The sequence below is a fragment of the Paracoccus zhejiangensis genome, from assembly GCF_002847445.1.
Lineage (GTDB): Bacteria > Pseudomonadota > Alphaproteobacteria > Rhodobacterales > Rhodobacteraceae > Paracoccus > Paracoccus zhejiangensis.
The window spans coordinates 137,454-150,592 of sequence record NZ_CP025432.1; the positions used below are offsets into that span (position 1 = coordinate 137,454).

Sequence of the window (13,139 nt, forward strand, 5' to 3'; positions counted from 1 at the left end):
GACCGAAACAGCGGGTCCGCTTGGGCAGCGCAGGCGCTTCTCTACTCTGCTTCCGGCCCGGAAAGGTTCTGGACGAAGATCTCGCCTTTTCGCATGGGTACTCTTGGGCCAGCCACGCCGAGGCCGTCCATGAACGAGATAAGCCCATTGGTCGTCTTGAAAAGACGCATTTCCATGATGTTGCGTGTCGTTGTGAGATAGCGGGCAATCGACTCGTCTGGCGCGACGATTCGAACCGCCCAACGCCCGAAGATGTTTGAATGTCGTTCGGCGGCTGATTCGATGCATTCGGCTTCCAGCCGCCATCCTTCGCCGAGGAGCTGTCTGATTCCGCTTTCACTGACCGCATAGGGTGCGCCACCAAGCTTTGTGTGGTTGTCGGTCACGGGTCAGCCTCTCACCGCCCGCATTTCTGCAGTTTCAACGCAAAACTGCAGAAATGCAAGGCCCTAGTTTCAGTTCCCAGCACATCTTGGTGCCTTTTGAGGAAAACTAGGAGACTTGCAGAGATTTGCCAAGAAAGGACTCGCCGATGCGCACGAGCAATTTTCTACAACCATCAGCAGTAGTTAGCTTTGACGGACCTTGTCAGAATCTCTCGTTTTGCCGGCCCTTGCCTCGGCCGGCGTAATGACGTCGCAACCGAAGGCAATGAACCGGCCACTTTCGTTCTGGACGACCTCACCGAGCCGCATCGGCGACCAACCGAGCCTGGTCGCCATCCGCATGAAAGCGGGGGATCCGAGAAAGAGGCATTTTCCCGCGCCAACCGCGAACAGATAGGCGTTCGCAACCTCAAGGATCGCCTCGACGATGCCGAGTGTGGGATCGGCAATCAACCTGGTAAGTTCCCAGGTCCTGTCGTCCATGGGAGGGTTGTTGCTGCACAAATCTTGTGGAAGTCCGGGCAGCAGCCCCAGATAGGCATCCCGGATCATGTAGCTGTAGACGACCGAACCCCAGCCATGGCTACGGTCTGTGCGCTTCAGCCTCGCGCCACCCACGACCCGACCGTTCTGATGGGCGATCACATAGGTCGTGTCGAAGGTATCATACTGTTCGAATTCAATGTCTTCGGCATGATGAAGGCGCCAGGCTTTCTGGTCGACGAAGACCTTTTTCCGCATGCGCAAGAAGGCTGCGACCAAATGGTACCGGGCCAGATCCCCGGGGAGGGTAATCACCTCAATACGCACCTCCGAGGTGGTATCAGCATTGATCGGTCGCAGGTGCATGCCCAGGATTTAGTGCCTCAACTCGTCTGGTAGTCGTGCCAGGCCGAGGAACTGCCGACCGGGTACGATAGGATTTGGCAACCAAAGCCCGCGATTCGTAACCTCCACGCGGAGGACACCATCGACTGCATACTGGTCAAAATACTCGAGCATGGTCTCCACCATGTCTTTGGTGAACTCCGCTTCGGTCAGGATTCTCGTCAAGCTCATGGCGCCACCGATGTTTTCCTGCAGTTGATTGCCTTTCTAAACGACAACATCGTAGGTTGTCTCTAGCAAAACTGCAGAAATGACTTTTCAGTTAGTCCGATAAGACATACCGTTTGGGCATATTCCGGGAGATTGCGATGCTCCATGACCTTATTCCAAGCTTTGACGCTGAGGTTGCAAAGCTGAACGAGCTGGCACCGTCGGGCTGGATCATGGGCTTCAACTTGACCTACAGGGGTCCTGAGCACCTGCACAACGGCTATCCGGACGGCTGGCGAAAGATCTATGAAGAGCGCAACTATTTCTTTGGTGACCCGATCGCGGCCTGGACGATGCTCAACGAGGGCGCGATCCGTTGGTCGGAGGTGAAAATCCCCGACATGCGGGGGGTGATGCCGGAAGCGCGGAAGTTCGGCCTCAACTACGGAGTCGCGATCTCGCGAAAGGTGGCTCGGAAACGGTCATTTCTGACGATATCGCGCGCCGACCGTGAGTTCCGGGACGATGAAATCCTCACCACCCAAGCCAAGTTCTCCCTCTGGAACGACCTCGTCGTAAACCGGGCTTCGCTCACGGATGGCGAAATCGATGTGCTGCGGTGTTTTCGCGATGGTCTCGGGCAGGCCGAGACCGCAGAGACCCTCGGCATCTCGGAATCGACGGTCAAGCAGCGCGCGGTGAAGGCATGCGCCAAACTCAATGCGAAGACACGGACGCAGGCTGTCGCGCTTGCGGTTGCCCGGAACTATCTCTGAACTGCCCGAATGGATTGTCCGAAAAGGCACATGTCTGATTTTCGGCTTTCACAACCAGTTCGATTATGCCCTCTGGTATTTGCAACCAGAGGTTATGGTGATGACAGAGAAGCGCCTTTTCGCGAACCCTGTTCAACGGATCTCCACACCGACAGCCGAAGGCTGGCTCTATCTCTGGAACGATGGATCATTGCAGGTCATGTGGGACAAGGCGCCACCGCAACTGTCAGCAGCCAGCCCAGCACCGCCTCAGCAAGATTCAATATTGCAGATACGCAGCAATACTGCAATATTGAATCCAAGACGCTGAGAGGAAGCACTTCATGATCAACATCCAGATTCAGGAAAGTCGACCGAACGCCGCGATCCCGTGACGACGACCACCGTCGCGTGCCGAAGACATCTTTCGACGTTTGCCCTTGGCGCGATCTGCATCGTGCTGCCGGCAAGTTGTCTTGCGGTCGAAATCTGCATCCCGCCGGACCACCCGATCGTGCCTGAATCGGATGATCTTCTGGTCGAATATGCCGAGATCATCGAGGAGGAGTTCGAAATCTATTTCAAAGAGATAACGACGTACTTCGACTGCATGGACCGAAGCCGGCACGAGGCGTTCCTGCTCGCACAGCGCCGGACAGGTGCTTACCAGAATTTCCTGCACCGTCTGGAGGTCGCGAGAAGAACTTCAGGCCAATGAGAGGAATAGAAACATGGTTTCGCGGAGAGGATATGGTTTGGCCGCGGTGATCGCGGCAGGTCTTGTGCCGGCGGTCGGACCCAGCAAGGTGGACGCCTATCCGATCGATTGCGCCATCCTGCTGTGCCTGTCAGGGGGTTGGCCCGGCTCAGTCGAATGCACGGCCGCCCGCGCAGAGTTTGTCCGTCGGATCACCCCCTGGCCCATTGAGCCACCCCTGCAGATCTGGCGTTGCCCGATGCGGGCAAGTTTCGGGTCGCAATCACCGGCTGATCGCATCTGGTCGATTGCCGCAACAGCCCTTCCTGCGCAGATCGAGATGCCGGAGGGCCGACTTGCGCGGGACCTCGCAGTCAATATCGCCGGCAGCCCGGCCGCCGATGTCGACATTGCCGACCCGGCTTTCGATGTCGTTCGGTCGATCAAGGTCTATGACATCGACTGGTACGCCTTTGCCGGCACGACCAGCAACGGCGAACGCGATGTCTGCCACCGGCAGAAGGCCAGGACCCGGCTCGGGAGCTATGATCAGCAAGGTGATTTCAGTTGGGCGGGGTTCAGCATCACCGCTGCGCCGGCCTGGCTCGACACCAACCTGCACCCCGATTGGCCCTGCATGGCGGCTGGCCGCTATCGCGGGGTTGGCGTCGAATGGACCGACAGCTTCGGCACGCATGGCTTCGAGGTGGTTCGCTATTAGACACGGCAGCAGTCCCAAGCTGCAGGATCTGCACTTCCTGCCCCCATGCTGCCGAAACCTTCACGGCACAGAAGAGACAGAACAGAGCGAGAGCACCAACCAGAGCCCGAAAAATGAAACCCCCGCGCGGGGAACCCGGCGGGGGGGATCACGCAATCAGGTGTGCAAACCTGAAAAGCATAGACGACAGGGTTTAGTGTAGCCCCTCCCGACACGCAGATCAAGCAGAACGCGCCCGCGCGACCAGAGAAGATCTGCCCGGTCCTCCTGCGCCTGATCCTGACGGGAGCAGCAAGATGATCATCAGCGACGCAGACACCGCCACAGCCAGAGCATCTCGGCCGGTCTTGCCGGACGCCCTGAGCTTCAACCACCTGGTCGAATTGATCGAGCGCCATGCCTGCCGCGCCTTTGGCATTGGCTTTGCCCGCCGTGAGGCTCTTCTGCGAATGATGCGCTCGACCGCCGTCAAGGACTGGACCGATCCCGGCCGCGATCCGGTGTGCTTTCGCGCGCAACAGGATCTGGCCGCCGAACTCGGCATCACCGATCGCGCGCTGCGCGCCCATGAGCGCCAGCTGGAAGCCATTGGGCTTCTAAAAATCGATACCGCCGCCGATGGCCACCGGTCCGGAGTTGAACTCGCGAGCGGCCGCCGTCTTGGCCTCAACCTTGCCCCGCTCATCGGCCGGGTCGCTGAGCTGATGGAGATCGATGCCTTGCGGCGGGCGGAAGGGCGCCGGTTCCAGGCCCTGCGCCTCGAATGTTCGGCCCTGAAGCGCGATCTGCGGCGCAGGGTCGAGGAGATGCTCGAAACGGACCCGAAGCATCCGGCCGTGACCGAGGCGCTCAGATCCTATGCCAGCTGGCCACGGCGCTACGCGTCGTTTCGGACGATCGCCGGCCTCGAGGCCCATCTGCAGGAGATCCAGGTTGCCTGCGACAGGCTCTCCGAAGCGCAGGCATGTCGCGCAGAATCTTCCGGCGTGGCGGAAGCCGGGGTTCCGGCGATACAAAAGACAATCCTAAAGATATCTGTCTCTTCTGGCGGCTCGAGTGCCAGACGGCTGCCCGAGGCACGGCGGAGAACCATGAGCGGCCTTGCGGATCACGCGCCGGCCGCAGAAAGCCGCACCGTCAGACGGGCGTCGCCTCCAGAAACCCGCTGCAGGCCCGAAGCCCCCGAAGCCTTCAGTGCCGACCAGCTCTACCGGATGGCCTCTGAAGACATGCGGCTCTGCCTCGATATGGCTGACCGAGGGGATGGCATGCTGACCGAGCTGGCGTTCATCAGGGCGGCGATCGCGATCCTGCCCGATCTCGGCATTCATCCCTCTGCCTGGGAGGAGGCAGCCGAAACCATGGGCAATCTCGCCGCGGCCTTGGTCGTGCTGATCGTCGATGCCAATCGCTTCCGCACCGCCAATCCGGTGCGAAAGCCCGGTGCCATGCTGCGGGTCCTGACCCGCAGCGCACAGCGTGGGCAACTGAACCTGCGGGGAAGTCTCACGGCGCTCAGGCGATGGAAGCTCGATCAGGACTGCGGCCCGTCGGCAAAGGCGTGAGGCCGTCACATACCACCGGCCTGATAGCCACGGGCGCATTTGCGCCTGATCCAGCCATCGCAGGCAGCGCGGGCGGCCCCGGCTTCGGAATACCAGTCGCGCCGGCCCTGGCCCTCGGTCCCGATCCGGCCCCATTGGCGCAGCAGAACCGCTCCGCCGAAGAGATCGGGGGCGATCTCCAGCCGGTAGAACCGTGCCATGTTGCACAGCGGATCACAGCGGGTCAGATGGACAGAATCATGCATGGCGGCAGATTGCCTGCGGCACTGACGCCGCGTCCAATGACTTTCCTGAATCGGTGCCGCAGGATGGATTCGGCCGGCTGATGATTGCGCCGGGCGCCATTCGCATCACGCGACCCGCCTCGATCAGCGGGTCTCGTCCGTCGGGACGGGCACAGAAGGCCACGACGAGGGTCACTTGTTTCCGTCGATCCATTTCGACATCAGCCCCTTGTCGCGGAAGCATTCGTGAGGAACGGCACGTTGCTTGATCCGGGCGAGGCGCTCGGCAAAGGCAACCTGCTTCGAGGATGGCCGATTGTCCCGGGGGACAGCCTTCCGCCCGGCCTGGGCCTCGATCCATGCGCTGATGGTCCGGCGGTCTTGCTGGACCTCCCAAGGAAGGAGGGTCTGGTTCCGCAGTGCCAAGGAGCGCGCATAGGCAATCTGCCGGGGCGTGGCGGGCAGGGCGAAGCTTGTGGTCTCCACGACGATACTCCCTGATTGGCTTGCTATCGAGCATAGAACATAACAGGAACATAATCAATCTGCCGGGCGGGGTTGCGCGTGATTCCGGCATTGCGATTCTGGCAGGTGCGCGCCTATCAATTGGTGATCCGCCGTCGCCCGGCGACGGGTTTCACCGAACTGTTCGGGGCCGCCATGAAGACGAGTGCCAAGGTAGCATTGGAGAAGGTCGCTCGGGCCGTGCTGCAAAGGCATGCATGCCCGGTGCCGTTTCACGAAGTGCGCACGCGATTTCTCGGCAGCATCGCCACGCCGGCGATGTCGGTTTCGCCCTTGCCGGTCATCAAGGGATTGTGGGGCGGTGTGCTCCCCAGCTTCGAGAGCATGGACGAGCTCAACGAGCTCCTTGACGTTTTGGTGCAGGGATTGTGGAACGACCTGACCCGACATCAGAAGCGCAGCCAGCCGTTTCGGCTCACCCGGCTGCCACCTGACGCCACTGCTGCAAATCTGGGCCAGTTTGCCCGCGTGCGCCGTGAGGAGCTGGATGGGTTTGTCGAGGGGATCTTCAACGGGCAGGATGCCATCGATCTGCCTGAGCGCGCCCATGAGGCTGTCGGGCATCTGGGCGAACTGCGCGCGATGATGGCCGGCATCTCGGACCTTGTGGCACGTGATCCCTCGGCCGGTGACCGCAACGAACTCGAGGCAACATTCAGGCATATGCGCGACCTGACCCGGATCATGGAAACCGAGATCCATGAGGCGGTCCTGTCCTGCAGCCGGGCCCGGCGGCAGATGCGCGAGGCGAGACCAATCACCCGGCCGACGATCCACTGATCTCGGGTCCGCCAAGGCCGCCGCTGAGCGAATCTGACAGGATTTCCTTCAGGCTGGCGCTCGTGACTTGTGAGCCGGAATCGCGCACGGAGAATTTCTGTGCGATTGCACGGGGTGAGTCATCGAGCGCAACTTTGTCCGCCATGATCTTCCACATCCCCCGCATCGTCGCCCCTTCGCTCTGCTCGGTCATATTGGGGGTCGAGTGGTCGATATCTGGTTAGTCGGGAACCGCCCAGCTGAGCATCGGATGATCATCGGCAACTTCTGATCGCGGAACAAGCTTTTCCATACAGCCCGGAAGATCGATGGAGGCCCGCTTCTTGCGGGCCGCGACCGCCGGGGGATTCGGACGAAGCCGAACGCCCCGGCTTATTGCTGGGCCGCTTTCCGCGGCCGTCATGGGAACCGCCGGTTCCCCCGTTCAAGGGCGCGTCGGCTTGACGGGGCGAGGGGTGTCCCCGGCCTTCCTTCGCGCTGCGCGCTCCGTGCAGGCCGGGTGATCCCCCTCCCCTCGCCCCTGCGGCCGACCCCTGATCGGGTCCCCCTCCTGCCCTCGCCGGGAGGCAGGGTTTCAGGAGAGGCGCGCGGTTCCCGCGTCCTCGCCAGAAACCCCGCCCGATGATGGGCACCCCGACCACGGCAAAGACCAAGGCGGGACCGTCGCAAAAAAGGAAATCTACCATGTTTCACAATTTTGATGGCCTGACCCGCAATGATGGTCGCTGGCTCAATCTCTGGGCCGCGTTTGATGTGACCGGCGAATATCTCGGCACCTTCACGCTGGATGATCTGCGCGCGAAAGCAGCGGATGCTGGCAAATGGATCAGCGCCGTTCAGTATCGCCGCGCTGGTCAACAGATTGACCAAGCCGCGCTGGCGCAGAATTTCAATGGGATGCCGCGCGGCACGACCATTTTTGATTTCACCGGCTTTCGCGTGTCGCCCGTCCGCGACATGGGTGGCAGCGCCGAGGTCTGCGATCCCGGCGAGCATGATTTCTGGTCGGTCTATGGGTTTCACCGGGACGCCGAGGAATGGCAGATTGTCCATGATGCCCCTTGGGGCGAAATCGGTGAAACCCTCGCCCGGATCGTGGACCTGACCGGCGAGTTGGTCGAATACCGCGACCTGTCCCATGCCTATGCCAATACCCGCCTGCCCGATCTTGTCGACCTGCTGGCACAGCGCATTCTGGATGAAATCCCTGATCAGGATGACCCAAACTCGCGCATCGATTACGCCGACGCGCATCCGCTGGAAGAACTGCGCGACCTGATCCTGTTCGCCCTCAACGCGCGGAGGGGCTGATATGGGCTGGCTCATCTATCCCGACACCCCGTCCTGCATCCGCGATGAAATCGCCCGGCTCTGCACCTGGGACAGCGAGAAAGGGCGGGGTTTTCCCGTCCTGATCAGCCGCAAGGGATCGGTCTGGTATGCGGCGGTCCGCGCTGAACCTGCCGCCGGCCGGCTGGACAGCGGTCGCGACCCTACCGGGCATTTCGAGACCGATGCCACGGGCGGCTATACCTTCGCCGCAGTGTTCCTGACCACGACCAGCAAGGGCGAGTGGGGCTATAAGGACATGGACGAAACCAGCGGCCCCAATCACGCCGAGGCTCCGGCGAAGCTGCTGGACCTGCTGTCACCGACCAGTGCCGAATTTGCCCTCACTTGGCGGCAGCGCTGCCGCGACCATGCCGCACGCAGCAATCGGCGACTGAAAGCCGGCGACCTGATCCGCCTGACGACAGCCTTGCGGTTTTCAGACGGGGCCGAGTTGCAGACCTTCCGCGTCGCAAAGGAAAAATGGGGGCGCAGCAGCCGGACGGTGTTCATCAGCACCGAAACCGGCGGTCGCTATTCCATCAGCAACATCATGTCCCGCGATTGGACCCGCATCTGACCCGGCAGCGCCGCGCCGCGTGGCGCGGCGGCACCTGCATCCTCTGACATTCAAGGATCAATTCCATGACCCATGCACAACAGATGATCACCATCCCGAACAGCCTCTATGGCGACCAGACCGTGACCGCCTATTGCCGGTCGGGGCTTGGCGTTTTTAAGCAGCACAAACGCTGGCAGGTCGTTCATGTCGCATCCGGCATGAGCATCGGCAGCGGACGGGGCGGCGATCGCCGCACCCGGAAAGGTGCTTTCGCGATCATGGACGCCCTTCTGCAAACGCCGGTCGATTGGTCGAAGCCCTATGATCAGATCCGCAATGATGTGGCCGCCAACAGGACCGCGATCATGCTGGCCCTGAGCGCATCGCGCGACCAGTGATGTCCCCGCGCCGCGCCTGACGGCGCGGCACCCTGCCCCATCCCCATGAGGATTTTGACATGGCCCATCCCGCCGTGAGTGCATTCCTGCGCGCCCTCGATCAATTCGACCGCTCGAAAACCCGCACCGAGATCTTTCGCCTGTTCTGCGAAATGGCCTATTGCGCGCTGGCCAAGCGCGCCTCGCCCTTTGCCGATCAGCGGGACCGGCTCGAAGCGGCCTATTTGGCTTGTGTCGGCAGGTTCCCGAAGAAGGACGATGTGCGCCGGATGCCCGAAATGATGGCCCTCGCCATCGAAGCCATTGCCGGCGGCGGCATCGACTTCATCGGCCAGGTGGCGGCCGAGATCGGTGCGCTTGATGCCGGCCTCGGGCAGTTTTTCACGCCCTATGAGGTCAGCCGCCTGATGGCCGAAATGAGCCTTGGGGATGCCCGTGAACAGATCGAGGCGCAGGGCTTCATCACCGTGTCCGAACCCGCAGCCGGTGCCGGCGGCATGGTGCTGGCGCTGGCCGATGCGCTGGAAAGCCAGGGCTTCGATCCGGCACGGCATATCTGGGTGGAAGCTATGGAGTTGTCCCGCAGCACCTTCCACATGGCCTTTATCCAGATCAGCACGCGCGGCATTGCCGGGCGCGTCATCAACGGCAGCAGCCTTTCGCTGGACGTGTTCGAGCAGGCTTATACGGCGGCTGCGCCAGTGTTCTACGGCCTTCACGGCGATCCGTTCGCAAAGCAGAAGGACGCCGCCCGCCGTGCGGCTGAGGCCGAAGAAGAGGCCCGCGCCCGGACACGCGAGCTGCTGCGCAGCACCGCGCCAGCCCAGGCTCACACCGTCTGGCAATGCGATTGACGCAGGTCGCTGCGGCGCCTATTCTGCACAAGAACGAAAGGGGATCATTGATCCCGCTTTTCAGGGTTTCCTTCTGCGACGAAGGTTCACTTGGGCCGCCCTCGGGCGGCCTTTTCTTTGGCGCACATTATTTCAGCTGCTGATCCATTGATCGTCAGCACAGATCCTTATCATCAGCCTGATTAACTTCGAGTCGGCAGGCAGATGGGTCCGGGCTGGAAAGGCAAATAGCCAGTGCCCTTGTTTTGTCTGCCCATGGTCCGCCGTCGTTTCCAACGGGTAGGCTATAGTGATGCTGTGATAAAGCCACGCATGCGTTGATTTGCGCCACAAGCTGCTCTCTTTCGTTCGTCTCGGATGAGCTTTGTATCTGTCCCCAGAGCGCTACCCCCGTAACTCCAAGCGCAGACAGCGAGATGATCACTGGAGCGGTATTTGTCATAAGCAACCCCATCTATGTTACTATGCCAGATCCGTTTCGCTGAAATCACGCCCCTTATAGAGCAGCGGAACCTGTTCGGCCTTCGCGCAGGCATAGGACAGCGCATCGCCCATGTTCAGCTGGGCTGGATGGCCGACCTGCTTGCCGTAGATCGCCAGCGCGGTAATCGCCTCCCTGCCGATCTCGCTGGTGATCGGCATTTCCTGCGCTTCAAGGGCTTCCAGCAGCTGATCGACCAGCCCGGTCGCATCGGCATAGTCGGCGGCAGAGGCCGGCCCCTTGCCGCGCGTCTCGATCCGCGCGCGCACCAGCGCCAGCACCGCCTCCATCCGCACCACCGGCGAGAACCGCAGTTTGCCGCGTGCGGCCTCCATTGCTTTCAGGAGCGCGTTGCCGTCCGATTCCCGCAGCAGCACTGCGACCACCGCGCTGGCATCGAGAAACATCAGTCCTCGCCCCACATCTCATCCATGAACGCCTTGTCGGAGTTTTTCGCCGCGACAAACCCGCCGTCAGCCGCCTGCCGCTGGATCTTCGTAACGCGGTCTGCAAGGCTTTCCTTGGCCGCCAGCGCCTCGATCTGTGCTGCCAGCGCGCGGCGCACCGCCTCGCTCTTGTTGCTCTGGCCCGTCATGGCGCAGTATTTCTCGACCAATGCGTCGATCTCGTCTCCTCTGATCAGGATTGCCATGTGTATATCCTCTATTGTATGATAGATATATACACATCAGGATAGATTTCTGCAATTCCCGAGGTCAGTGATTCTCGACAGGTAATCTTTATGCGTTCAGCCGATATTGCCGTCCCCGCCAGCCGCTATCAGCTCGGTGCTGATACCTTCGATGCCGGATCGCCTGACTGGCAAAGCATCCTCGGCGCCGCGCATCAGAACAAATCCCGACCTGCCTGCCTCTGCTCGGCTGCATCGCCGCTCATGTATGTCGCCAAGATCCAGGGTAAATACTATCTGAAGCGGATGCCCGGCACCGGCCATGCTCATGATCCATCTTGCGACAGCTTCGCCATGCCGCCTGAGCTATCAGGTTTCGGCCAGGTCGAGGGCAAGGCCAGCGCCACCGATGACAGCGGCGAAACCACCCTCAAGCTGGATTTTCCCCTATCGGTCCGTGGCCGGCGGGACGTCGCACCGGATGCCGGTGATCACGAACCCACTGTGGCCGAGGCCAGCCCGAGCAAGCTGGGACTGCTTGGCGTGCTGCATTTTCTCTGGGATGCCGCCGGCCTAACGATGTGGCGCCCCGCCTATGCGCGCCGGTCCTGGTGGATAGTTCATCGCGAACTGACCGCCGCGGCCGAGCGCACCAGTGCGAAATCCATGCCGCTGTCCTCGGTCCTGTTCGTGCCGCCCATGTTTTCCGTCGAGAAAAAAGAAGAGCTGGCTGCTGCCCGGCGGCGCTTCCTGCATCACCTGCAAGCCGTCAAGGGCAAGCCGATGCCCATTGGCGTGCTTGTGGCCGAGTTGAAGGACATGGAGCCGTCCCAATATGGCCGGAGGATTCGGTTCAAGCACCTGCCCGACATGGTCTTCTTCATGGACGAGGAACTGTGTGCCCGGTTCGACAAGATCGCCGGCGACAAGATCCGCGATGTCGAAGCCGTCGAGGGCGCCCATTCCATCGTCATCGCCACCTTCAACATGCGCGAAAATTACGCCGAAATCCGGCTGATCGCCGTCATGCCCGTCACCGCGCAATGGATTCCCTTCGATCATGATCGCGAGTTGCGCCTGATCGAGGGGATGCGCGACCGCCATTTCTCCAAGAGCCTGCGCTACAACATGCGCCAGGACGCCCCGATCGCCAACGCCTTGTTGCTCGACACCTCACCACCGACCGCGCTCTATTGCCCGTCGCAGGCAATCGAACCCGAACTTGAACGCGATCTGGTCGAGATCGCGGGCGAAGGCGTCTATCCAGCCTGGATCTGGTCCGCACAAGATGATGACATGCCGGCGTTGCCGGCGGGCGGATAGCCGGTGACAACAAGATTCTGCAACGAATATTATCCAGTTTCGGTCCAATTGCGCCTTTGTGCCCGCAGTGCTTAATGCTGCTCGATGTTTGGAGGGGCGCGAACCGCGTGACCTGCACCCCGCGCATGCTGACCAACCAGTTGCGCGAGATGGAGCAGGACGGGCTAATCACGCGCAAGGTTTATGCCCAGGTGCCGCCGAAGGTGGAATATTCGCTGTCCGATCTGGGCCGGACAATGGAGCCGATCCTGCTCGCCCTGAAGGAGTGGGGGGATGCCTACATTGGTCTCTACGGCAAGCCCAATGGTCACGATCCTCGCGACGCGGCCTGAGGGTCAGCGCCCGTCCAGATGCCCCGTTGGCAGGTCAGCCCTCGCGCCCTTTCACCTACAGTGTCGCGGTCCAAACCTGAATCGGTGCGACGCTGTAGATCCTTGTTGTCGCATTGCTTTATGCGAAAAGCCGGTATCCACCTTTTCGCGCAATGCTTTAAGGCCGAAGAGGACGCGCGGGCCGCATTGGCAGCGGGCGACTCCATTTCCAAGATCGCGAAGCGGCTGGCGGTCAGCCGCGCGACCGTCACACGATTTTGAGATGATGGGCTTGCGGCACAATCAAATGACTGAGCCGCGATCCGCCTTTTCCTCGACTCCTTGCAGAACGATCCGCATCCTGTCGGCCGGGAAACTTCGGATCAGCGCAGAGGCTTGATCCGGATCGCCCGACAACCAGGACTCATAGTCACCGGCTTCGATGCTGACGGGCATTCGCCCCTTCGCATGGATCGGTCGGATCAGCTCGTTCGTGACCTACGGCGTGCAACAAGACCATCCGGGGTTCTTCGAGAAGGGCTGAGCCCGTAATTCCCTA

At 61.3% G+C, this 13,139-nt stretch carries 19 protein-coding genes and 1 pseudogene; 12 read left to right on the forward strand and 8 right to left on the reverse strand.

Annotated elements, in window-relative coordinates; translation table 11 throughout:
- Nucleotides 1-41: 41 nt before the first annotated feature.
- Entirely contained in the window at nucleotides 42-386 is a 345-nt protein-coding gene (locus tag CX676_RS22685) for a hypothetical protein (protein ID WP_157936034.1), read from the reverse strand.
- Between the two features lie 183 nt (nucleotides 387-569).
- Nucleotides 570-1,235: an acyl-homoserine-lactone synthase gene (locus CX676_RS21185; protein WP_101754777.1), complete on the reverse strand. Its 666-nt coding sequence runs from the start codon at nucleotides 1,233-1,235 to the stop codon at nucleotides 570-572.
- Nucleotides 1,236-1,582: 347 nt separating this feature from the next.
- Between CX676_RS21185 and CX676_RS21195 the strand changes: the two genes are divergently transcribed.
- The 5 genes from CX676_RS21195 (at nucleotide 1,583) to repC (ending at nucleotide 5,162) form a co-directional block, all read left to right on the forward strand.
- Nucleotides 1,583-2,200 (forward strand): LuxR family transcriptional regulator, encoded by a 618-nt coding sequence (locus CX676_RS21195; protein WP_101754779.1) that lies wholly within the window; start codon nucleotides 1,583-1,585, stop codon nucleotides 2,198-2,200.
- Between the two features lie 100 nt (nucleotides 2,201-2,300).
- Nucleotides 2,301-2,510 carry a DOMON domain-containing protein gene (locus CX676_RS23130; protein WP_232816710.1) on the forward strand — a complete coding sequence of 70 codons (210 nt, stop codon included), beginning with the start codon at nucleotides 2,301-2,303 and terminating at the stop codon, nucleotides 2,508-2,510.
- A 60-nt stretch (nucleotides 2,511-2,570) separates the two neighbouring features.
- A complete protein-coding gene (locus tag CX676_RS21200; protein WP_101754780.1) occupies nucleotides 2,571-2,897 on the forward strand; it encodes a hypothetical protein in 327 nt (108 codons plus the stop codon).
- Nucleotides 2,898-3,216: 319 nt separating this feature from the next.
- Nucleotides 3,217-3,597 (forward strand): hypothetical protein, encoded by a 381-nt coding sequence (locus CX676_RS22690; RefSeq protein WP_157936035.1) that lies wholly within the window; start codon nucleotides 3,217-3,219, stop codon nucleotides 3,595-3,597.
- Between the two features lie 296 nt (nucleotides 3,598-3,893).
- Nucleotides 3,894-5,162, forward strand: a complete 1,269-nt coding sequence (gene repC, locus CX676_RS21210; RefSeq protein WP_101754782.1) for a replication initiation protein RepC — start codon at nucleotides 3,894-3,896, stop codon at nucleotides 5,160-5,162.
- A 5-nt stretch (nucleotides 5,163-5,167) separates the two neighbouring features.
- Here the strand turns inward: repC and CX676_RS21215 are convergent, their stop codons facing one another.
- Both CX676_RS21215 and CX676_RS21220 read right to left on the reverse strand, forming a co-directional pair.
- A complete protein-coding gene (locus CX676_RS21215; protein WP_101754783.1) occupies nucleotides 5,168-5,407 on the reverse strand; it encodes a WGR domain-containing protein in 240 nt (79 codons plus the stop codon).
- A 171-nt stretch (nucleotides 5,408-5,578) separates the two neighbouring features.
- Complete coding sequence (locus CX676_RS21220; RefSeq protein WP_101754784.1) at nucleotides 5,579-5,872, reverse strand: hypothetical protein; 294 nt, start codon at nucleotides 5,870-5,872, stop codon at nucleotides 5,579-5,581.
- A 78-nt stretch (nucleotides 5,873-5,950) separates the two neighbouring features.
- On the opposite strand from CX676_RS21220, the gene CX676_RS21225 reads away from it, so the two are divergent.
- Nucleotides 5,951-6,691 carry a hypothetical protein gene (locus CX676_RS21225; protein WP_232816711.1) on the forward strand — a complete coding sequence of 247 codons (741 nt, stop codon included), beginning with the start codon at nucleotides 5,951-5,953 and terminating at the stop codon, nucleotides 6,689-6,691.
- On the opposite strand, the gene CX676_RS21230 is transcribed toward CX676_RS21225, so the two are convergent.
- Nucleotides 6,669-6,884 (reverse strand): hypothetical protein, encoded by a 216-nt coding sequence (locus tag CX676_RS21230; RefSeq protein WP_101754785.1) that lies wholly within the window; start codon nucleotides 6,882-6,884, stop codon nucleotides 6,669-6,671. The two genes, CX676_RS21225 and CX676_RS21230, sit on opposite strands and share 23 nt — an antisense overlap.
- 491 nt (nucleotides 6,885-7,375) lie before the next feature.
- Between CX676_RS21230 and CX676_RS21235 the strand changes: the two genes are divergently transcribed.
- From CX676_RS21235 to CX676_RS21250, 4 genes are all read left to right on the forward strand, one after another.
- Nucleotides 7,376-8,002, forward strand: coding sequence for a hypothetical protein (locus CX676_RS21235; RefSeq protein WP_101754786.1), 627 nt, complete (start codon nucleotides 7,376-7,378; stop codon nucleotides 8,000-8,002).
- 1 nt (nucleotide 8,003) lies between these two features.
- Nucleotides 8,004-8,600 (forward strand): DUF6927 domain-containing protein, encoded by a 597-nt coding sequence (locus tag CX676_RS21240; protein WP_101754787.1) that lies wholly within the window; start codon nucleotides 8,004-8,006, stop codon nucleotides 8,598-8,600.
- A gap of 65 nt (nucleotides 8,601-8,665) precedes the next feature.
- Complete coding sequence (locus CX676_RS21245) at nucleotides 8,666-8,980, forward strand: hypothetical protein (RefSeq protein ID WP_101754788.1); 315 nt, start codon at nucleotides 8,666-8,668, stop codon at nucleotides 8,978-8,980.
- A 59-nt stretch (nucleotides 8,981-9,039) separates the two neighbouring features.
- Nucleotides 9,040-9,834, forward strand: a complete 795-nt coding sequence (locus CX676_RS21250) for an N-6 DNA methylase (RefSeq protein ID WP_101754789.1) — start codon at nucleotides 9,040-9,042, stop codon at nucleotides 9,832-9,834.
- Nucleotides 9,835-10,296: 462 nt separating this feature from the next.
- Here the strand turns inward: CX676_RS21250 and CX676_RS21255 are convergent, their stop codons facing one another.
- The gene (locus tag CX676_RS21255; protein WP_101754790.1) at nucleotides 10,297-10,722 is read right to left on the reverse strand and encodes a type II toxin-antitoxin system VapC family toxin; all 426 of its coding nucleotides are present in this window, start codon (nucleotides 10,720-10,722) and stop codon (nucleotides 10,297-10,299) included.
- Nucleotides 10,722-10,967, reverse strand: a complete 246-nt coding sequence (locus CX676_RS21260) for a type II toxin-antitoxin system VapB family antitoxin (protein WP_101754791.1) — start codon at nucleotides 10,965-10,967, stop codon at nucleotides 10,722-10,724. Before CX676_RS21260 ends, CX676_RS21255 begins: the two co-directional genes overlap by 1 nt.
- A 90-nt stretch (nucleotides 10,968-11,057) precedes the next feature.
- Between CX676_RS21260 and CX676_RS21265 the strand changes: the two genes are divergently transcribed.
- A complete protein-coding gene (locus tag CX676_RS21265; protein WP_101754792.1) occupies nucleotides 11,058-12,269 on the forward strand; it encodes a DUF1173 family protein in 1,212 nt (403 codons plus the stop codon).
- 116 nt (nucleotides 12,270-12,385) lie between these two features.
- A pseudogene (locus CX676_RS21270) lies at nucleotides 12,386-12,601 on the forward strand (winged helix-turn-helix transcriptional regulator); the annotation flags it as partial.
- A 282-nt stretch (nucleotides 12,602-12,883) separates the two neighbouring features.
- Here CX676_RS21270 and CX676_RS22695 read toward each other — a convergent pair.
- On the reverse strand, nucleotides 12,884-13,036 hold the full coding sequence (locus tag CX676_RS22695; protein WP_157936036.1) for a hypothetical protein: 153 nt from the start codon (nucleotides 13,034-13,036) through the stop codon (nucleotides 12,884-12,886).
- Nucleotides 13,037-13,139 lie beyond the last annotated feature (103 nt).